General features: G+C 50.7%; 20 protein-coding genes. All 20 read left to right on the forward strand.

The window, feature by feature from the left end:
* Window positions 1-56 precede the first annotated feature (56 nt).
* Window positions 57-1,235, forward strand: a complete 1,179-nt coding sequence (locus WIR04_RS07090; protein WP_338891534.1) for a UDP-N-acetylglucosamine 4,6-dehydratase — start codon at window positions 57-59, stop codon at window positions 1,233-1,235.
* Between the two features lie 9 nt (window positions 1,236-1,244).
* On the forward strand, window positions 1,245-2,387 hold the full coding sequence (locus WIR04_RS07095; protein ID WP_338891536.1) for a LegC family aminotransferase: 1,143 nt from the start codon (window positions 1,245-1,247) through the stop codon (window positions 2,385-2,387).
* A gap of 2 nt (window positions 2,388-2,389) precedes the next feature.
* Window positions 2,390-3,550, forward strand: a complete 1,161-nt coding sequence (neuC, locus tag WIR04_RS07100) for a UDP-N-acetylglucosamine 2-epimerase (RefSeq protein WP_338891538.1) — start codon at window positions 2,390-2,392, stop codon at window positions 3,548-3,550.
* Entirely contained in the window at window positions 3,547-4,620 is a 1,074-nt protein-coding gene (gene neuB, locus WIR04_RS07105; RefSeq protein WP_325784812.1) for an N-acetylneuraminate synthase, read from the forward strand. The genes neuC and neuB overlap by 4 nt, the downstream gene beginning before the upstream one ends.
* Window positions 4,613-5,254 (forward strand): acetyltransferase, encoded by a 642-nt coding sequence (locus tag WIR04_RS07110; RefSeq protein WP_338891542.1) that lies wholly within the window; start codon window positions 4,613-4,615, stop codon window positions 5,252-5,254. Before neuB ends, WIR04_RS07110 begins: the two co-directional genes overlap by 8 nt.
* 12 nt (window positions 5,255-5,266) lie before the next feature.
* Entirely contained in the window at window positions 5,267-6,319 is a 1,053-nt protein-coding gene (locus WIR04_RS07115; protein ID WP_338891543.1) for a nucleotidyltransferase family protein, read from the forward strand.
* Window positions 6,319-7,008, forward strand: coding sequence for an acylneuraminate cytidylyltransferase family protein (locus WIR04_RS07120; protein WP_338891544.1), 690 nt, complete (start codon window positions 6,319-6,321; stop codon window positions 7,006-7,008). The genes WIR04_RS07115 and WIR04_RS07120 overlap by 1 nt, the downstream gene beginning before the upstream one ends.
* 82 nt (window positions 7,009-7,090) lie before the next feature.
* Window positions 7,091-8,341 carry a lipopolysaccharide biosynthesis protein gene (locus tag WIR04_RS07125; RefSeq protein ID WP_338891545.1) on the forward strand — a complete coding sequence of 417 codons (1,251 nt, stop codon included), beginning with the start codon at window positions 7,091-7,093 and terminating at the stop codon, window positions 8,339-8,341.
* Complete coding sequence (locus WIR04_RS07130; protein WP_338891546.1) at window positions 8,338-9,324, forward strand: glycosyltransferase family 52; 987 nt, start codon at window positions 8,338-8,340, stop codon at window positions 9,322-9,324. The genes WIR04_RS07125 and WIR04_RS07130 overlap by 4 nt, the downstream gene beginning before the upstream one ends.
* On the forward strand, window positions 9,325-10,575 hold the full coding sequence (locus WIR04_RS07135; RefSeq protein WP_338891548.1) for a hypothetical protein: 1,251 nt from the start codon (window positions 9,325-9,327) through the stop codon (window positions 10,573-10,575). It abuts the gene before it with no gap.
* A 2-nt stretch (window positions 10,576-10,577) separates the two neighbouring features.
* Window positions 10,578-11,501 carry a glycosyltransferase family 2 protein gene (locus tag WIR04_RS07140; RefSeq protein WP_338891550.1) on the forward strand — a complete coding sequence of 308 codons (924 nt, stop codon included), beginning with the start codon at window positions 10,578-10,580 and terminating at the stop codon, window positions 11,499-11,501.
* Window positions 11,502-11,519: 18 nt separating this feature from the next.
* Window positions 11,520-12,563 carry a glycosyltransferase family 4 protein gene (locus WIR04_RS07145; RefSeq protein ID WP_338891552.1) on the forward strand — a complete coding sequence of 348 codons (1,044 nt, stop codon included), beginning with the start codon at window positions 11,520-11,522 and terminating at the stop codon, window positions 12,561-12,563.
* Window positions 12,564-13,313, forward strand: a complete 750-nt coding sequence (locus WIR04_RS07150) for a glycosyltransferase family A protein (protein WP_338891554.1) — start codon at window positions 12,564-12,566, stop codon at window positions 13,311-13,313.
* Window positions 13,314-13,525: 212 nt separating this feature from the next.
* Window positions 13,526-14,638, forward strand: a complete 1,113-nt coding sequence (locus WIR04_RS07155) for a sugar transferase (RefSeq protein WP_338891556.1) — start codon at window positions 13,526-13,528, stop codon at window positions 14,636-14,638.
* A 5-nt stretch (window positions 14,639-14,643) separates the two neighbouring features.
* Window positions 14,644-15,561 carry a dTDP-4-dehydrorhamnose reductase gene (gene rfbD / locus WIR04_RS07160; protein WP_338891558.1) on the forward strand — a complete coding sequence of 306 codons (918 nt, stop codon included), beginning with the start codon at window positions 14,644-14,646 and terminating at the stop codon, window positions 15,559-15,561.
* Between the two features lie 32 nt (window positions 15,562-15,593).
* Window positions 15,594-16,499, forward strand: coding sequence for a glucose-1-phosphate thymidylyltransferase RfbA (gene rfbA, locus WIR04_RS07165; protein ID WP_338891560.1), 906 nt, complete (start codon window positions 15,594-15,596; stop codon window positions 16,497-16,499).
* Between the two features lie 54 nt (window positions 16,500-16,553).
* Window positions 16,554-17,081, forward strand: a complete 528-nt coding sequence (gene rfbC / locus WIR04_RS07170) for a dTDP-4-dehydrorhamnose 3,5-epimerase (RefSeq protein WP_338891562.1) — start codon at window positions 16,554-16,556, stop codon at window positions 17,079-17,081.
* A 23-nt stretch (window positions 17,082-17,104) separates the two neighbouring features.
* On the forward strand, window positions 17,105-18,187 hold the full coding sequence (locus WIR04_RS07175) for an LPS O-antigen chain length determinant protein WzzB (RefSeq protein WP_338891564.1): 1,083 nt from the start codon (window positions 17,105-17,107) through the stop codon (window positions 18,185-18,187).
* Between the two features lie 96 nt (window positions 18,188-18,283).
* The gene (locus WIR04_RS07180) at window positions 18,284-19,999 is read left to right on the forward strand and encodes a PglL family O-oligosaccharyltransferase (protein ID WP_338891566.1); all 1,716 of its coding nucleotides are present in this window, start codon (window positions 18,284-18,286) and stop codon (window positions 19,997-19,999) included.
* A 177-nt stretch (window positions 20,000-20,176) separates the two neighbouring features.
* The gene (locus tag WIR04_RS07185) at window positions 20,177-20,629 is read left to right on the forward strand and encodes a glycine zipper 2TM domain-containing protein (RefSeq protein ID WP_338891568.1); all 453 of its coding nucleotides are present in this window, start codon (window positions 20,177-20,179) and stop codon (window positions 20,627-20,629) included.
* The last annotated feature ends 17 nt before the right edge of the window (window positions 20,630-20,646 follow it).

Genomic DNA, 20,646 nt, shown 5'->3' on the forward strand with positions numbered 1-20,646 from the left:
CATGTCCTGCGTGGACTGAACTTGAGATTGGTATCTTTTATATGAAGAGTAATATTTTGAGTCTCATTGGTCGTAATAAAGACCTGTTTGTTGATGACATTGGTAAAAATGAGAAAAAACTGTCTGAGATCGTCAGCCAGTCCCGTTTTCTTGTTCTTGGTGGCGCTGGTTCTATTGGCCAGGCGGTGACCAAAGAGATCTTCAAGAGAAATCCACGTAAATTGCATGTTGTCGATATCAGCGAGAACAACATGGTCGAGCTGGTGCGCGATATCCGCAGCTCGTTCGGGTATATCGATGGTGATTTCCAGACGTTTGCGCTGGATATTGGTTCCATTGAATATGACGCCTTTATCAAAGCCGACGGCGCCTATGATTACGTGCTCAATCTTTCTGCGCTCAAGCATGTACGCAGCGAGAAAGACCCTTTCACGTTGATGCGCATGATCGACGTCAATGTGTTCAACACGGACAAAACTATCCAGCACTCCATCGACATGGGTGTGAAAAAGTATTTCTGTGTTTCGACGGACAAGGCGGCCAATCCGGTCAACATGATGGGGGCTTCAAAGCGCATCATGGAGATGTTCCTGATGCGCCGTAGCGAGCAGATTGCCATTTCAACCGCGCGCTTTGCCAACGTGGCCTTCTCTGACGGTTCCCTGCTGCACGGCTTCAACCAGCGGTTGCAAAAGCGTCAACCCATCGTCGCCCCCAACGACATTAAACGTTACTTCGTGACGCCCCAGGAGTCCGGTGAGCTGTGCCTGATGTCCTGCATCTTCGGTGAGAATCGGGATATCTTCTTCCCCAAGCTCAGCGAGTCCCTGCACCTCATTACCTTCGCCGAAATCGCCGTGAAGTATCTGGAACAGCATGGCTACAAGCCTTATCTGTGCAAGGACGAGGATGAGGCCAGAGCCCTGATGGCGAATCTGCCTGAGCAGGGGATGTGGCCTTGCCTCTTTACCGAAAGCGACACCACGGGTGAGAAAGACTTCGAAGAGTTCTTCACTGATAAAGAAGTGCTGGACATGGATAGGTTTGAAAACCTGGGCATCATCAAGAATGAACCCGCCTATCAGAATGACCTGCTCAATCATTTTGAGCAGACCATCGCGGCCATGAAAACGAAACGCGCCTGGGACAAGAAAGAGATCGTCGAGCTGTTCTTCGCCATGATCCCGGACTTTGGTCATAAAGAGACAGGCAAATATCTCGACGGCAAGATGTAAGGAATCGGTATGCATACCCAATTGATTCGTTTTATTCGTGATACCTACAAAACCGATGACTTTATCCCTCTTCACGCCCCGACCTTTGCCGGCAATGAACGTCAATATGTGCTCGATACCCTGGAAAGCACCTTCGTTTCCAGCGTGGGCGCCTATGTTGAGCAGTTCGAACAGCAAATAGCCACCTTTACCGGTTCTGCCCGTGCAGTTGCCACCATGAATGGCACGGCGGCGCTGCATATCGCGCTCTATATGGCGGGGGTACAGGCCGGCGATCTGGTGATCACCCAGCCGCTGACTTTTGTGGCGACCTGCAACGCCTTACATCACATGGGCGCAGAGCCCGTGTTCGTCGATGTGTCACGCCAGAGCCTAGGCCTGTGCCCCATTGCCTTGGCCAGCTGGCTGGAAGAGCATGCCTCTCGCACCGAGACAGGCGCCATCCACAAGGCAAGCGGGCGCCGCCTGAAAGCCGTCGTGCCCATGCATACCTTTGGTCATCCGGTCGAACTCGATGAGTTGCAGACCGTGTGTCAGGCCTGGGGCATAGCTTTGGTGGAAGATGCAGCTGAAAGCCTTGGCTCCTATTACAAAGGCAAACATACGGGGACGCTGAGTGCATTTTCCGCCCTGAGCTTCAATGGCAACAAGATCATCACCACGGGGGGGGGTGGCATGGTGCTCTGCCAGAATGCCGAACAGGGGGCACGTACCAAGCACATCACCACCACGGCCAAGGTGCCGCACCCGTTCGAGTTCTATCACGATGAGCCTGGCTTCAACTACCGCATGCCCAATCTGAATGCGGCTCTGGGGTGTGCCCAGGTGGAGGCCTTGCCTCAGTTTCTGGCACAGAAGCGGGCGCTTGCCATGCACTATGCCGAGTTCTTCAAGGATCAGGCATGCCAGTTCGTCACCGAACCGTCCTACGGGCGTTCCAACTACTGGCTCAATGCGATTGTCTGTGAAGATCAAACCCAACGGGATACGTTGCTGACCGAGCTGAACAAGGCCGGTGTCATGACCCGGCCGGTATGGAAGCTGATGCATCGCCTGCCCATGTTCTCCCATGCCCTGTGTGGGGAGCTGGGGAACGCCGAGTGGTTGGAAGCCCATCTGATCAACCTGCCCAGCTCGCCTGTCGAGGTCTGAACATGGCCAACACCATCGCCGTCTTTACCGGTACCCGCGCCGAATACGGTCTGCTCTATTGGTTGATGAAAGACATTGCGGTCGATCCCGAACTGGAGCTCAAGCTGATCGTCTCGGGTACGCACTTGTCTCCCGAGTTTGGTCTGACTTATCAGCAGATAGAGCAAGATGGCTTCAAGATCGATGAGCGCATCGAGATGCTGCTCTCCTCCGATACCTCTGTCGGTGTGGTCAAAAGCATGGGGGTTGCCTTGCTCGGGCTGGCAGACGCGTTGGCCCGGTTGCAACCGGATGTGTTGGTGATCCTGGGGGATCGCTTTGAAGCTCTGGCGGCAGCACAGGCGGCCATGTTGCAGCGCATACCGGTAGCGCACCTCCATGGAGGGGAGATCACCGAAGGGGCCTATGACGACGCCATCCGCCACGCCATTACCAAGTTGAGCTACCTGCATTTCACCGCAGCCGAGCCTTATCGGCAGCGCGTCATCCAGTTGGGTGAAGCGCCGGAGCGTGTGTTCAACGTGGGAGCTGTCGGTCTGGATCACATCGTCAAGACCCCTCTGCTTTCCATGGACGAACTGCAATCATCCCTTGGGTTTGTACTGGACTCACCGTTCTTCGTGGTGACTTATCACCCTGTGACTCTGGCTGATGAACCGGCCAAGGAGAGTTTCAGTGCCTTGCTGGCGGCGTTGGATAACTATCCCGGCCATCAGGTCATCCTGACGTATCCGAATGCAGATGACGGTGGTCGAGCCATCATTCCACTGCTTGAGCAGTATGCGGCAGCAAATCCTGCACGCGTGCTGGCCATCCCGTCTCTGGGTTACAGGCGTTACCTGAGCGCGGTGAAACACTGTGCCGCCGTGATTGGCAACTCGTCGAGCGGCATCATCGAAGTGCCCTCTCTGGGTGTACCGACCATCAATATCGGCCAGCGTCAACAAGGGCGTCTGGCAGCGAAGAGCGTGCTGCATTGCGAGGCGAAGGCTGCGTCCATTACGCAATGTATTGCCCGGGCCCTGCAGCCGATGGCTCTGGATGCTTATGTCAATCCTTATGGTGCAGGGGATGCCAGCGGCCAGATTGTGGCGCGCCTGAAGCACTTTGCCGCCCCCACCATCAAACAGTTCCATGATCTCGACAGGAGTCCGTCGCCATGATCCGCATCATTGCCGAAGCCGGCGTCAACCATAATGGCGACGAAGCACTCGCCGTGGCGCTGATCGATGCCGCCCACCGGGCAGGCGTCGATGTCGTCAAGTTTCAGACCTTCAAGGCGGCCAATCTGGTGACCCGCCAGGCTAAACAGGCCGCTTATCAAACCGCCAACACCGGCAAGGAAGAGAGCCAGTTTGCCATGCTCTCCCGCCTCGAGCTTTCGTTCGATGCCCATCTTCGTCTGATCGCCCATTGCGAGTCTCTCGGCATCGAGTTTTTGTCTACCGCCTTCGATACCGAGAGCCTGGACTTCCTGGTGAACCGGTTGAAGTTGCAGACACTGAAGATCCCTTCCGGGGAACTGACCAATGCTCCCTTCGTACTGGCCCATGCCCGCACCGGCTGCGAGTTGATCGTCTCGACCGGCATGGCCACATTGGCAGAAGTGGAGGCGGCCCTGGGGGTGATAGCCTTCGGATTGACCGCGCCGCAGGATGCGCAGCCCAGTGAGGCTGCCTTCATGGCTGCCTATGCCAGCGAGGCCGGTCAGGCAGCTCTTGCCAACAAGGTGACCCTGCTGCATTGCACGACCGAGTATCCGGCGCCCATGGTGGATATCAACCTCAAAGCCATGGATACCCTGTCGCACGCCTTCCGGTTGCCGGTCGGTTATTCGGATCACAGCCAAGGCATCACCATCCCGGTGGCGGCAGTAGCCCGGGGAGCCTGCCTCATCGAGAAGCACTTCACGCTGGATCGCAACATGGAAGGGCCTGATCACAAGGCTTCTCTTGAGCCCGATGAACTGGCCGCCATGGTGAAAGGGATCCGCGATGTGGAACTGGCACTGGGAGACGGCATCAAAGGGCCTCGCCCGAGCGAGATCAAGAACAAGGAGATCGCACGCAAGAGCCTGGTCGCTGCCTGCGACATTGAGGAGGGCGCCATCCTCTGTGCCGACAACCTCGCCATCAAGCGCCCTGGCGATGGAATGAGCCCCTATGCCTACTGGCAGCTCCTGGGGCAACCGGCCAAACGTGCCTATCAGGCGGGTGAGCCTATCCGTGAATAAACCGGTCATCGTCCTCGGGGCAGGGGGGCACGCCTCGGTGCTGGTCGACATGCTGCGCAGCCAGGGAGTGGTTCCCATCGCCCTGGTTGCGCCCGCCGCAGGTACACCGCGCGCCGCACTGGCTGATATTCCCCTCTGGCATGATGAGGAAATACTGACCCACCATCCGGATGAGGTGGTGTTGGTCAATGGCATCGGCTCCCTGCCGGGCAACCCGCTGCGCGCCACGCTGTTTTCCCGTTATCGCGCTCTTGGTTACCGCTTTGCAAGCGTCGTCAGCGTACAGGCCATGGTCTCTGACTACGCCGTGCTGGAAGAGGGTGCCCAGGTCATGGCGGGGGCCATCATTCAGGCGGGTACCCGGATCGGTGCCAACAGCATCATCAATAGTGGTGCCATCGTGGATCACGACTGCCATCTGGGAGGCGACAATCACGTCGCACCGGGCGCCGTGTTATCCGGCGGTGTGGTGACGGGTGAGAGAGTCCATATCGGTACGGGAGCTGCCGTGATCCAGGGCATATCAATTGGCTCTGATGCCGTGGTCGGGGCCGGCGCCACGCTGACGCGCCCTCTTGGAGAAAAGCAGATTGCATACGTTGCCCGGGGCAGCGTGATGCCTATCAAGCAGTAAAGGATGGATTGGATGAGCAAAAATTGGGAAAAAGTGGTGTTGTCGCCGGAACACTCGGTGCGTGATGCCCTGGCCGTGATCAATGAAGAGGCACTGCGGGTCTGTCTGGTCGTGGATGAAGAGCAGCACCTGCTGGGAGTCGTGACCGATGGAGATGTTCGCCGCGCCATCCTGAACAATGTCTCCCTGACGCAAAGCGTCACGGCGGTGATGAACACCACCCCCATCACCGTCTCTGCCAAGATGGCCCGCACAGAATTATTGGAGCTCATGCGAGAGCGTAGCGTTCTTTCTCTGCCGGTGGTCGATGACGCTGGCAGGCTGATCGGACTGGAAACCTGGGAGCTGGCGGCGAAAGCGCCGAGCTATGACAACCCAGTCTTCATCATGGCGGGGGGGTTTGGTACCCGGCTGCGCCCGCTCACCGACAGTTGTCCCAAGCCCATGCTCAAGGTGGGTGACAAACCCATTCTGGAAACCCTGCTCAGCCAGTTCCTCAAGGCGGGCTTCAAGAACATTTATATTTCCACCCATTATATGCCCGAGCAGATCACCGACTATTTTGGTGATGGCTCTCCCTGGGGCGCCCATATTCGCTACGTGCATGAAGAGACCCCTCTCGGAACAGGTGGTGCCTTGGGTCTGCTACCCGCCGACATTCCTGCCCTGCCGCTTATCATGATCAATGGCGACGTGCTTACCACAGTGGATTTCAATCGCCTGCTCGATTTCCATAACAAGTACCAGCCGGTGGCGACCATGTGTGTTCGTGAATATGACTATCAGGTTCCCTATGGGGTGATCAGCGGAGACGGGCACCGCATCCTCGAGATGCAGGAAAAACCCATCCAGCGCTATTTCGTGAATGCTGGTATTTATGTGGTCAGCCCGGAATTATTCATGAATGTACCAAGGCAAGAGCGTATCGATATGCCAACCCTGCTTGAACAGCAAATCGCCAAGCAGGAAGAGGTGTTGATGTTCCCGATACACGAATACTGGCTCGATATCGGCCGTATGGATGATTTCCACAAGGCTCAGCTCGATATCAAGGGGTTGGTATAATGTCCCTGAAAATTGCGATTATCCCTGCCCGAGGTGGCAGTAAACGCCTGCCTGGAAAGAATATTAAGCCGCTGGCAGGCAAACCACTCATCCGCTGGACAACGCAGGCCGCACTCGCCAGTGGTGAGTTTGACATGGTGATTGTCAGCACTGATAGCCAAGCGATTGCCGATATTGCAATGCAAGATGCTGGTGTAACATTTCCAGGATTGCGTCCCGCTGAACTTGCCGGTGATACGGCCACGACCAACGATGTGGTCTCTCATGTTGTGCAATGGGTAGAAAAAAATTATGCGATGGTGGACATGGTCGCCATATTGCAGCCTACGTCACCATTGCGTACCGCACGGCACATAACAGAGGCAGTCGCGCTTTATCGGAATAAGAAAGCGACTGCAGTGGTATCGGTTTGTGAACTGGAACATCCGGTTCAGTATTGCAATAGATTACCGAAAGATAATAGTTTGAACGGTTTTATCACACCTTCGGTTAATAAAAGAAGCCAGGATCTTGAGCCTTTCTATCGGCTGAATGGCGCTATTTATATCTTTGAACGTCGCTTCGTAGGGTCTCTGTCCAATATATATTCAGACGGTGCCTTTGCATACGTGATGGATAAATATAGTTCTGTTGACATAGATGATGAGTTCGATTTCAAGATGGCTGAGTTCATTAAGGCTTATTTTTAATGTTAATTGGATACTACTTTTTGAATATGTTATCATTTCTCATTTTTAAAATGAAGAGACGTTTTTATATATCGAGTTTAATATGGGGTTATTAAAGCGATCCAGCATTTATTTATTGTCAAATATACTGAATGCACTAATTCCATTTTTCTTATTACCAGTATTAACGCGTTATCTAACACCAGATGAATATGGACAGATTTCCATGTTTCAAATTTTGGTGACAGGGTTGGCTGCATTGACTGGATTGAATTCTATTGGTGCTGCAAACCGTAAATATTATGATAATAATGAGGCGTCATCACTAGCATTATTCAATGGCACTTGTGTCCACATATTATTACTCAGTACATTTTTCTTGGCTGTCGTCAGTTTTCTGCTTTCAGAGCAGTTGAGCCAATGGTTGAATATCCCTGAATCATGGATTTATTTCGCAGTTGTGATTTCAGCTGCAAATTTTCTTATTCAATTAAGATTAGGTCAATGGCAAATACGAGAAAAGGCTATTGCATTTGGAGTAATGCAAGTCAGTCAGAGTATCATCATCATGATATTGTCGTTATTCCTGATCATCTGGTTGCAACAAGGAGCATCTGGGCGGGTTGATGCGCTATTTTTAACTACAGTGATCTATGGGCTTCTCGGTCTACTTCTACTTTACCGTGAACGATTGATCCTATTATTTCCTCTTCGGAAAAGTTTTTTTAAAGAAGCTTTAGATTTTGGTATTCCACTAATACCACATGTAGTAGGTGTCTTTGTTCTGAGTTCGGTGGATCGGTTTCTTATTAATCGAGAGTTGGGGATCGCTGAGACAGGTATTTATATGTTAGCGGTTCAATTGAGCTTGGGCATGGCAGTTGTTTTTGATGCTATCAATAAAGCATTGGTGCCATGGCTATTCAGAGCTTTGAAGGATAATAATCCTCTGCAACTCCAGAAAGTAGTTAAGTTTACTTATATATTCTTTATCGTAGTTTTCATTTTAGGTTGTTTATCATTCCTTGTTGGCCCTTGGGTGGTAACATGGATTGCAGGGGAGGCTTATCAGAAAGCAGGAACAGTGATCGGTTGGTTGTGCCTAGGACAGGCATTCGGTGGCATGTATTTAATGGTGACTAACTATCTGTTTTATGAAAAAAGAACAGGAGTTTTATCTGTCCTTACCATATTTTCTGGATTGGTTAATATAGTAGCATTGCTCTATCTTATCCCAATCAAAGGGATTGAAGGGGCAGCGATAGCATATTCAATTTCAATGCTTGTTCGATTTTTAGGAACATGGTTCTTGGTATCGATGTATTCTTCTATTTCTTGGCGAATTATGTTATGAGTGATATGAGTATTTTTTCTCTGGTAAAAATTAATGAGAACTGTGAGATCAGAAAAGTTCTACATGTTGAATCTGTATATGCGATCCTATTGTATTTAATTGTAAATAAAAGATTGGATGATACGTTGATTTTGACTAGTGATAACTTCCCGCATGAACTATCAGATCGAATTCCAAATATTATTACCTATAATAAAATAGCACGCCCTAATAGATTTGATATATTTTTATCATCACTCTTCGGGTTCAAACCAAAATGTTTTAAAGAGATAAGTGTAAACTTGAATCTTTTTTCACAATGTACCTTGTATGGCCATGATCATCTTCCTTTATCGTTGATTTTTAGAAAAAGAGATATGTTTTTAATTGAAGATGGACTTTCTAATTATGTAGTGCGGCCGGGAATCTATAATAAAATAAAGGCTCACCTCAATATACTTCCGTATGGGTACAGAAAAAAAGTCAAAAAAATTTATTTAACAGAAATTATGGATTTACCTTTTCTATTGAGAGAAAAAATAGAGGTGCTTGACATAAAAAATGGTGTAAAGGATAACATAGAATATATAAATAAATTATTTCCACCATCTTGGGAAATAATTAAGGGGGCTGACATTTTCATCACACAGCCTCTTGAAGATATGGGGATTTCTGAACATGAGAAAATCTCTATATATAAGGAGTTGATAACAAACAAATCGAATGAATGTAGACCTATATATATAAAGCCACATCCTAGAGAGACAACAGACTATAAGGATGTTTTTTCTTCTTATGATAATATCTATGTATTAGATGGAAAAATTCCTGTTGAAGTATATGTCTTAATATCTGAAGAGATTGAATCTGTTACAACATTGTTTTCTACATCCGCATATACAATAAAAAGAATTTGTCCAAATACTATCGTGAAATTCATTGGTACAGAATGGAATAAAACATTGAAAGATAAATTTGGGATATATAAATCAGAGACGTTTTGAATGGATACTTTAAGTCGAAGCACTACTTTTGGTTATATTTCCAGTGTAGGGTTGTCATTAATATTGCTGATGATGTTATATGCATCACCGATGATGGTGTTGTTATTAGTTATCGTCTATGTCTATGTTGTAAGAGGTAAGCGATTAGATAATTGGTTTGCATTCCTCTCGGCTTTATTTATTGCAACTGTTGCCTCTCTGGTTAATCCCAATGGAGAAGTTATAGGTGACGTAGTCAGATACTATAATCGTTATGACTATAATAGTGACTACTATATGTCATTGTTAGAAATGAAAGCGTATCAATATGCTTTGTTTAATATGATGGAGTATTTCGGATTACCTAATAGATTTTATACATTTATTTCTATATTCTTATTCACCTTCAATATAATATCATCCATACTTAATATAATAACTGGTCTTAATGTTGAAATTAATGGTGTTAAGAAGAATGTTTTGTTTATTGTATTGTTGTTCTCATTTATACCGTCATCAATATACTTTTCCTTCGAGTATCTCCTCGCATTATCTTTTATTGTACGCGGCTTGTCCTCAATTTTATTAAAAAGATACTTTCCGTTTTTATTTTGGAGTCTTTGTGGAATACTTATCCATAATGGAATATTCTACTTTATTGGGATTATCATCCTCGCTCATATAATTAGAAAACGTAACTATACTTTTGCATTATTACTTTCTAGTGTTATGCCATTGGCTCTTTTCTTTTTGACTAGCCAAGCTCACGTTACTGGATTCGATTATCTTGATTTATTATTTAAAAAACTATATTTTTACATAAATGGGCCATGGTCAAGATATGAAACATTGGCAGATTATGATTACTTCATATATACCTTTTTAAGGCTCCTTTCATTTTTTTTGGTTCTATTTATTTTTATAAGATATAAGGTTCCTCATAAAGGATATACAATTCTAATTTTAGTTATCTCTGTCTCCTCTCTTTTTTTTCCTCCATCAAGAACATTGTTTTTCAGATATGTTTATTTTGGTGCCTTGTTTTTAATTCCAGCCTATGTATATATCATTCTAAAACTAAAAATTAGTCAAAATGTGAAATATTTTTTCATGTTATTTATCCTAGTTAGTGGTTTTCAGTATATGAATTTATCTGTCTATAGGTTGGTTTCTGAGCATGTAGAACCATTGGTTTTATTTGGCAGTATCGACAAAATAGCTAGTTATAAACTTAATGTACCTTTAGATAATTTGGGAAGTGAGAGAGAGTAATTATGGATGAGCTGATTTCAGTCATTATTCCTGTCTATAATGTATCTGAATATGTTGACGAAGCTTTAGAGAGCATTATTAATCAGGATGATGTGAAGCTTGAGATCATCGTTGTCGATGATTGCTCATCAGATGATACCTTTGATAAAGTTCAACGCTGGGCAAATAGATTTGATAACATTAAAGCATATAAAAATAAATCTAACATTAAAATATGTAAGACTTTAAACTTTGCTTTTTTGATGTCTAAAGGAGATTATATAGCCAGGTTCGATGGTGATGATATATCTCTAAAAACAAGATTAAGAAATCAGCTAGATTTTATTAAAAATAATAACGTGGATTTAGTCGGTTGTCAGATGATAGCAGTTAACGCTGATGGCAATATTTTATCGAAAGGCAAAATGCCGGTTGGAAAAGAATTCGTAATTGATGCGAGTAAATATGCATCACCTATTGCACATATATGGCTTGCTAAAAGAGAAATATATGAGAGGCTTAATGGGTATCGTAATATTCCATATGCTGAGGATTATGATTTCATTTTGAGAGCTCTGGATATGGGATATTGCTGTGACAATCTTCCCGAGTATTTAATGCTGATTAGGCAAAGAGAAGGTAATACAGCGAGTACTGCCAGTTTAAAGCAGCGCAAGACACACCGGTATGTACTTGAATTACACAAGCGACGTTTGGTAAATAAAAGTGATGACGATGGATTCAGTGAAGACGAACTGGCGAAAAAGATAAAATCATGGCCTTTGACAGAAATCTTACACATATATTCAACTAATATGCTGTCATCGGCATATAGTGATAAAAATGTGTTTAGGAAAACCTTTAAAGTCATACTCTGTTGTTTATTGTCATACTATAATTTTGAATATTTGATATCACGTATGATGTTTAAACGGACTTTCATGTGAGTGTATAAGGAAGACAGTGTGAGCCAGAACATCGCAATAGTGATAAACGATATTTCAGCCTCTGGCGGGACTGAGCGAATTGCCACTTTTTTATCAAACCAACTTTCCTTGCTAGGCAATCAAGTTGTTCTTGTGTCAATTGTGAAGAATGGAGATCCCTTCTATCACTTGGACCATGGGATAACAATCTCCTATGTTAACTCTCCATCTATATTGAAACTGGGTGCTCACTTAAAAAAGCTGAAATGTGATAGCATAATATCAATATCAATGGGGAGGCTTTCTTTTAAACTAGCTCTGCTAAAAAGGCTCTTTTTTATAAAGAGTAAGTTAATACTTAGTGAGCATGTAGGTTTTGAAACATCATCTACTCCCGTAAGGCTCATGAAGCTATTTAGTTATGGTCTTGCCGATCAGCTGGTGCTATTAACCAAGCATGATTATGATCTTCTGGAATCTCGTACTACCACTCCAGTAACTGTAATCCCGAATCCCACTCTTTATCCGACCATGCCCATATCGGCTTTATCTGAAAAGAAAAAAGTCGTCTTAGCCGTAGGACGTTTAAATCAGCAGAAGAATTTCTCTAGATTGATATATATTTGGTCTTATTTACCTGAAGTATTGCGCCAACATTGGATTTTGAAAATAGTTGGTGATGGTGAAGAAAAGGAGATGTTGACTCAATTAGCATGTCAACTTTCTGTTTCTGATTCTATCTCTTTTGAACCAGCCTCTCCACAAATTGGTGCTGAATATAAGGCTGCAAGCATATTGGCTATGACTTCTCGTTATGAAGGGTTACCTTTGGTTCTTATAGAGGCAAAATCTTTTGGGTTACCTGCTGTAGCATTTGATTGCAAGACCGGGCCAAGAGAAATTATCAGCGAAGGTGTTGATGGATTCTTGGTATTGGATGGTGACATGGAGGCATACAAGGACAAGTTGGTCTATTTAATGAACTCGGATGATGAACGCAGAAATATGCAGCTCGCTGCCTTGTCTGCAGCAGAACGCTATTCACCCGAGATCATTGTCAAACAGTGGATGAGGTTGATATAAATGCCATTTGAATTAGTGTCTATTATCATGCCCGCATATAATGCGGCAAGATATATACGGCATAGTGTTGAATCTGTATTGTCCCAATCATTTGGCGATTGGCGCCTCTATATTGTTGATGATGCATCAACAGATGACACAGCGAATGTTGTGGCAGATATCCATGATGATAGAATCGAATATATCCTGCTCAAGGATAATGGTGGTGTAGCCAATGCCCGCAATGTCGGTATTCAATCTGCCAAGGGCAAGTATATTGCTTTTCTGGATAGTGATGATCTCTGGGAAGTAAACAAACTGGAAAGACAGATATCTTTGCTGGAGCAAGGGTATGCTGTGGTGTGTGGCAATTACTCTACTTTTCTGTCTGATGACATTGATCGCCCCGTGTCAGTGCGAACCAGCCCGATGGAATTCAGCTACGAAGATATGCTAAACAGCAACCGGATAGGAAATCTGACAGGAATATATAACCGCGAGCTGCTTGGCACATTTTACCAGGAGCGCTGTGGGCATGAAGATTACTTGATGTGGCTTGCAATAATGAAGGCTGCAAAAAAGGCTGCCTGCGTACAAGACATCGTTGCTCGTTATAGATTGAGTTCAAACTCATTATCTGCAAATAAATTGACCGCAGCGAAATGGCAGTGGCATATCTATCGACACAAGTTGTTGTTAAGCTTGCCAGATAGTTTGTATCATTGGCTTAGCTATGTCGTCATCGCGTTGAAAAAACGAATTCGCGAGTAGAATTAGAAAATTATGTATTTTTTTGACCTTTATTTCGATCTCTGGGGGTAACTTTGTCCTTTCAACGCCGTCACTCACGCTGGTATGAACGTGTGTTATTCAGCCCTCCTGCCTTGTTCATCTTCGGGGCCTTGCTTGCTGTTTGTTTGCCAGCCATAGAGCGATGGGGCCTGGAGTTTTGGCATCAGCTTGATGCCGTCCGGATCAATACCTTGAGCGGTGCCTTTGTGGCCTTCCTGCTGACAGGGATAGTGCTCCAACGTTTCTTGCGCTACCCGGGGGCCAGCCCGGTGGCCTATATGATCCCTACTGTGACGACCCTTTATGGTGCTCTTGTAGGGATCCTCTTCTTCCTGCGTCTGCCTTACAGCAGGCAGGTGTTGTTCGAGTCATATTTGGTGGCGCTGCTTTGCTGCTGGCTGGCCTACTTCATCGGCCGCCGTTACCGGACGCCCAAGTATGCCTTGCTGCCCTTTGGTGACTACCAGGCCCTGACTCAGCACACCAGCGTGCAGTGGCGTCTGCTGGACAAACCCGATCTCGGTGCCGTGCGCTATGACGCCGTGGTGGCAGACCTTAGGGATGAGAAGCTGGCTGGCGAGTGGGAGCGTTTCCTCGCTCGCTGCGCTCTGGCTCATATCCCCGTCTATCACATCAAGCAGATCAGCGAGACCCTCACCGGCCGGGTGAAGATTGACCATCTGCACGAGAACCAGCTTGGCTCCCTGTTACCCTCTCCCGTGTATGCCTTCATCAAGCGGGGCATGGACATACTGGCCGCGGTGATCGCGATCCCGCTGTTCTCCCCCTTGATGCTGGTGACGGCCATCCTCATTAAGCTGGAGAGCCCGGGCCCCGTGATGTTCCTGCAAAACCGGGTAGGGAAGGGTAACCAGGATTTCAGGATCTACAAGTTCCGCAGTATGTGCCAGAACTCCGAGCAGCACGGTGCCCAGTTTGCCCAGGACGGTGACATGCGCGTCACTCGGGTGGGCAAGGTGATCCGCAAGCTGCGTATCGACGAGTTGCCGCAGTTCTTCAACGTTCTCAAAGGGGACATGAGCCTGATTGGGCCGAGACCGGAGCAGCGTACCTTCGTCGATCAGTTCGAACGGGAGATCCCCTTCTACATGTATCGCCATATAGTGCGGCCCGGGATCAGTGGCTGGGCGCAAGTGGTGCACGGCTATGCTGCCGATGCCGATGACACGCGCATCAAGATTGAGCACGATTTTTACTACATCAAGCACTTCTCCCTCTGGCTGGATGTGCTCATCGTGTTCAAGACCATCCGCACCATTCTGACCGGTTTTGGCGCACGGTAATTCCGATGCGGATCTTGTTGCTGGGGGCTCGTGGCCAGTTGGGACGAGCCCTTTTTTCTGCCCTTTGCCGGGATTACCCCCATTGGCAGGTGACGGCCCTTGGCAGGTCTGAGTGCGACATCACCGACCCCCGTGCGCTGATTGGTGCCCTGGATCGCCATCAGCCGGAGGTGCTCCTCAACGGGGCTGCCTATGCGGCAGTCGATCTTGCACAGAGTCAGCCTGTGCTGGCAGATCGCATCAATCATCAGGCGGTGGCACTCCTTGCCCGGGAAGCCTGTAACAGGGGGGCGCTGCTGGTGCACTTCTCCACCGACTATGTGTTTGATGGCACAGGGATAAGACCCTGGGCTGAGACGGACAAGCCCAATCCCATCAATGTCTATGGTGCAAGCAAGTATGCCGGTGAGCAGGCCATTCAAGCGTTGTGTCCTGATCATCTGATCCTTCGCACCAGCTGGCTCTATGGTGGTGAAGGCCCGCATTTCGCTCGTTCTATACTTGACCGCGCCAGGGAGGGGGGGGGCCTTCAAGTGGTGGATGATCAATGGGGTGCGCCGACCCAGGTTCACTGGCTGGCAAGGGTAGCGGTGTTTGCGCTGTCACAAGTGCTGAACGATCCGGGTAAGGGAGGCTTGTATCATCTGACGTGCGAGGGGGAGACAAGCTGGTATGGCTTTGCCTCTGCGCTGGTACGAGAAGCTTGTCGGTTGGGGCTGTTGACGCATTCCGTTCCGGTTAATCCCATTCCGTCGGCGAACTGGCCCCAGGCGGCCCGTCGTCCGCTCAACTCCAGGCTCGATTGCCGACTGTTCTCTACTGTTTTTGGCATCAGGCTGCCTTCCTGGCAGGAGCAGATGGCTAGCTGGCTGGCCAGCCAAGATGCCGATCTTGGGGCGGTGGGTGTTCGCCCCCACCCATGAGTTGCCCCTCTTAACTCCATGGAGTCCCATGCATGATCCAGCGTAAAGGCATCATACTGGCCGGTGGTTCGGCCACCCGGCTCTATCCGGCGACTTTGGCCATCAGCAAGCAACTGCTGCCGGTTTATGACAAACCCATGATCTATTATCCCCTCTCGACCCTGATGCAGGCAGGTATCCGTGACATTCTGATCATCAGCACGCCACTGGATCTGCCCCGTTTCGAATTGCTGCTTGGGGATGGCAGCCAATGGGGGATGCGTTTCAGCTACGCGGTGCAGGATGAGCCCAATGGACTGGCACAGGCCCTGCTGATTGCAGAGCCTTTTCTGGCCGGGAGTCCCTGCTGCCTTATTCTGGGGGACAACATCTTCTACGGCACCGAGCTGCCTCGCCAGTTGCAGCGTGCGAGCGCCAAGGCGCAGGGCGCCACCCTGTTTGCCTATCATGTGCAGGATCCGGAGCGATACGGCGTCCTTGGATTCGATGAAGAGGGGAGGGTGCAAACGATCGTCGAGAAGCCCGCCTCCCCGGCGAGCCAGTATGCGGTGACAGGCATCTATTTTTATGACGCTGACGCTAGCAAGATAGCCCGTACCCTGCACCCGTCGGGGCGGGGGGAGCTTGAGATCACCGATGTCAATTTGTGTTATCTGAAACAGCAGCGCCTGGATATCTGCTTTATGGGGCGAGGTTCAGCCTGGCTCGATACCGGTACCCACGACAGTCTGCAGGAGGCCAGCAGCTTCATTCAGACTCTTGAAAAACGGCAGGGGCTCAAAGTTGCTGCTCCCGAGGAGATCGCCTGGCGCCGTGGCTGGGTATCAGATGAACAGCTTCGGGCCTTGGCACGCCCTCTTGCAAAGAGTGGGTATGGCGCCTATCTGCTGCGTTTGTTGCAAGCGCCTTTTGGCAAGACTCATTCCGATTGGGATTGATAAGGTTGTCTATTGGGTGATATATCTTTTCCCATCTATTCAAAGACATCACCTATGCACTTTATTTCATTGAAAATTCCGGATGTGTTACACATCCAGCACCAGCGTCATGAAGATGAGCGAGGCTGCTTTATGGAGCTGTTTCGCCACCAGGACTTCACGCAACAATGTGGCGATCTTTGCTTCGTTCAGGACAACCTGAGTCGCTCCCGGCAAGGGACGCTGCGTGGCCTTCATTATCAGAGGGAGAGACCGCAAGGCAAGCTCGTACAGGTGATTACCGGCACCATCTTCGATGTGGCGGTCGATGTGCGCACTGGGAGTCCGACCTATGGCCAATGGGTTGGCATGCAGCTCTCGGCGGAAGACGGAGGGCTGTGGATCCCTCCCGGGTTTGCCCACGGCTTCTATGTACAGAGCGAATGGGCCCATGTGCTGTATAAATGCACCGACTATTATGTTCCCGAGCTGGAGGCATCTCTCAACTGGTCGGATCCGACGCTGGCTATTGCGTGGCCCCTCATGGACAATGTGCCATTGATCTTGTCTGACAAAGACCGTCACGCCCCTTTCTGGAAGTAACTTCATCATCTTTAGAGCTCAGTATGAACAAACAGGTATTCGATAATTCTGACAAACAGTTACCTCAGGGTTGGCAAGCATCCGCCGGCGATGAGATAGATCTGCGTGAGCTGATCCTGGTGTTATGGCACCAGAAGATCCTGATCCTGCTGGTCGCAGGGGTATTCGCTGCAGCAGGTATAGCTTATGCCCTGCTGGCGCCTCAGGTCTGGGTCAGCCAGGCCGAGATCAAGTCGCCCACCCTCAAGGAGGTGGAATCACTCGAGCTCAATATCAACCAGCTGATCAATGCCCAGGTGCCGGCGGCGGCTTTCACCTCCTTTGACAAGAAGGCGCTCTACGGAGATTTCGTCAACAACTTCAATAGCTTCAATAACAAGCGTCAGTTTCTGATGGAGAAAGGTTATCTGGATGCCGAGGCGGCGCAGTCCGGAGTAACGGACGCGAAAGGCAAGCGACTGTTGCTCAAGACGATGACCGAAGGGATCAATGCCAAGGCCACGGACAAACTGCGTGAAGATGTCACCCTCTCCTTCGCCGCAGACACGGCGGCCGAGGCCAAGGAGCGCCTGGAGCAATACATCGCCTTCATCCAGCAGCAGGAGTCGGCGATCAAGGGCAAGGAACTGGGCACCATCTGGCAGAACCGGATCAAGACGCTGCAGACCCAGTTCGAGAGTGCCAAAATAGATACCCTCAAACAGTTGCAAGACGACATCTTGCGTACCGAATACAGCCTGCGTATTGCCCAGGTGGCTGGACTGGAGGCGCCGGTACAGAACCTGCAGGATCAGGGCAGCCTGCCCATCGATCTGGGGGCTCGCGCCCTGGCTGAGAAGCTCAAGATCCTCAAGGAGATCAAGAATCCCGAGTTCCTCAACCCGGCGCTGAGCGATCTGCGTCTGCAACTCAGCAGTCTCCAGGCCATCAAGCTGGAGGAGCTACCGTTCCAGTCCTTCGCCTATCTGGCTTCACCGAGTGAACCCCTGAGCCGTGACAAACCCAAGCGCTCACTGGTCGTGGTCTTGGCCACTTTGCTTGGCGGCATGCTGGGAGTGGGGATAGTGCTGGTACGTCATGCGTTTCGCAGGCCAGAACCGGCATGATGACAAGGAAGTGAACAAGGGGGGCTGTTGCCCCCTTTTACGTATGGGTTGCTTGGTGACGACACCATGAGAATGACACTGCAGGGATCAGGGACGATGAGGACAACAACAGGGATCTTTGGCTTGGTCAGCATCCTCTATTGGCTGCTGGGCATGCACTTTTTCATGCACAACCCGGGCGGGGCCGGGCTCTATCTGCCTTTCAACGCCTGGGGCTGGATCTTCGCGAGCCTGGTGATGGCGCTGGGGCTGTGGCAGGTCACCCTCAGCCAGCGGCTGGTGGTTTCGCCGCTGCTAACGGCGTTGTGGCTGGGGGCCTTGCTGCTGCTCTTGCCCATGGCCTATCCGGGCTTCGAGCTCAAGGACTATGCCATCCCCCGCCTGTTGGGGCTGTTTGCCGGTCTGCTGTTTCTCGCTTGCCTCTATCAATGGCGACTGGACCGTCAGATGCGGGATCGGCTGCTCTACCTGCTGCTGGGGGCAGTAGCCATAGAGGCGTTGCTCGGCCTGGTGCAGTACTACCTGCTGGTGCCGGGCAACTGGATAGGCTACGACACCAGAACTAATCGCCCTTACGGTATCTTCCAGCAACCCAACGTGATGGCGACCTTTATGGCAACCGGGTTTGCTTTGGCGATATGGCTTCAGATGCGAGGGCACGCCAACCCCTGGCTCAAGGGGCTGCGTCATGGCGTGATCCTGGCGACCGCCTTGCTACTGGTGGTGCTGCAGTCCCGGGTGGGCCAGCTGGGCGGGGCCTTGGCTCTGATCCTGCTGCTGCCGCAGTTGCATCGCGAGCGGCAACTGGGGCGGGTGTTGGGGCTGGTTGGGCTGGGCATAGCGCTCGGGCTGGCATCCCAGTACTGGATGGCGGGGGTCAGGCGGGGGCTGGAGATATATCAGTCCGGCGGCATGAGATCCATCTACTGGCCCTATGCCGCCAGGCTGATTGCCGAGGCGCCCTGGACCGGCTGGGGCTATGGCAGTTTCGAGTCCGTGTTCCTCCAGCATTACATGGCGGACAAGGCGCTCAACCCCGCCATGGTGCAGATCGAGTACAACCTGGATCACCCCCACAACGAGTTTCTCTACTGGGCGGTGGAAGGGGGGCTTGCCCCCATGCTCGGCATGGCGCTAGTGGGCGGGGCCCTGCTGTGGCGACTGGGTAGGGCCGGCTGGGTCAGGGGGATGGCCTTGCTGGCACTGGTGACTCCCATTCTGCTGCACACCCAGACCGAGTATCCCTTCTACCACGCCATCGCCCTGTGGTGGGCGCTGCTGCTGCTCATCCATGTGCTGGATGCGGAAGTGGAGGAGGGGGGGACGGCGGGCCACGCCAACTGGCGGGAGCATATCTACCGCCCCTGGCTCTTGCTGCGTTTCTTGGCCATTGGCATTCCCCTGACTGTCGTCCCCTTCATGCTGACGGCTCTGCATACCGCCTGGGTGGTGACCAAGTATGAGCGCGGTGGCTACAAGCAGCCTGCGTTGCTGCTCGACATCGTCAACCCCATGGCCTGGCTGACCCGGGTAGAGTTCGACGTCAACGCGGTGCGCCTGATGGTGGGCTTGCAGGCCAACAACAAGGCAGAGCTGGAAGCCTATCTCGACTGGGGGCAGGCGTTTGTACGCCATACCCCCAGGGCCAACATCTACGCCAACATGGTGATTGCCCTCAATGCGCTGGGGCGGACCGAGGAGGCCGACCGCCTGCGCACCCAGGCGCTGATGCTCTATCCGGGTGAGCCCTTGCTCACCGCCTCGGCGGCCAAATCGGTCGCCGCTACCCTGGAGCCCAAGCCCTCCTCATGAGCGGGCCGGACACCGCTTTCCCTTACTCCATCACGGCCGCCTTGCGGCCGTGATCATTTCCACTTCAGGCAAGCTCACAGTCAGGATCGGCGGTGTAGTCTCCCGAATGGGGATGGCGGGACCGCGCAGGCGCGGTGTCGGCGCCATCGGGTCTCAGTCGTCATCGGAGTCGACATAGTGAAGAAGATTGCATTCATGGTTACCAGCCTGCTCATTCTGATGGGCACACCGGCCCTCGCAGGCACCAGCGCCCAGGTGGAATACGGCACAGTGCAAGAGAGCCGCGTCCTGACCCAGGAGGCGGCACCCCAGCAGGGCGGAACCCGGCCACTTCGCACCATAGGGGCCGCTGCCCTGGGGGCGGCCGTCGGCAGCCAATTTGGTGGTGGCTCGGGCCAGACTGTCGCCACCACTGTGGGGGCTGTGGCGGGAGCCGAGGCTTCCCGTCGCCGTCAGGGCAACCAGCAGAGCGTGCAGGGCAAGCAGAGGGTCGAGCTGCTAATCAAGACCGAGGCGGGAAAACTGCTCAACGTCGTGCAGGATCAGGATCCCGCGCTCAGATTCAACAAGGGGGACAAGGTGCGCATCCTGACCACGGGAACGGATACCCGGGTCGACAAGTCCGTCTAGGGGGCTGCCTGGCGGTA

It is taken from the genome of Aeromonas rivipollensis, assembly GCF_037811135.1.
Taxonomy (GTDB): domain Bacteria; phylum Pseudomonadota; class Gammaproteobacteria; order Enterobacterales; family Aeromonadaceae; genus Aeromonas; species Aeromonas rivipollensis.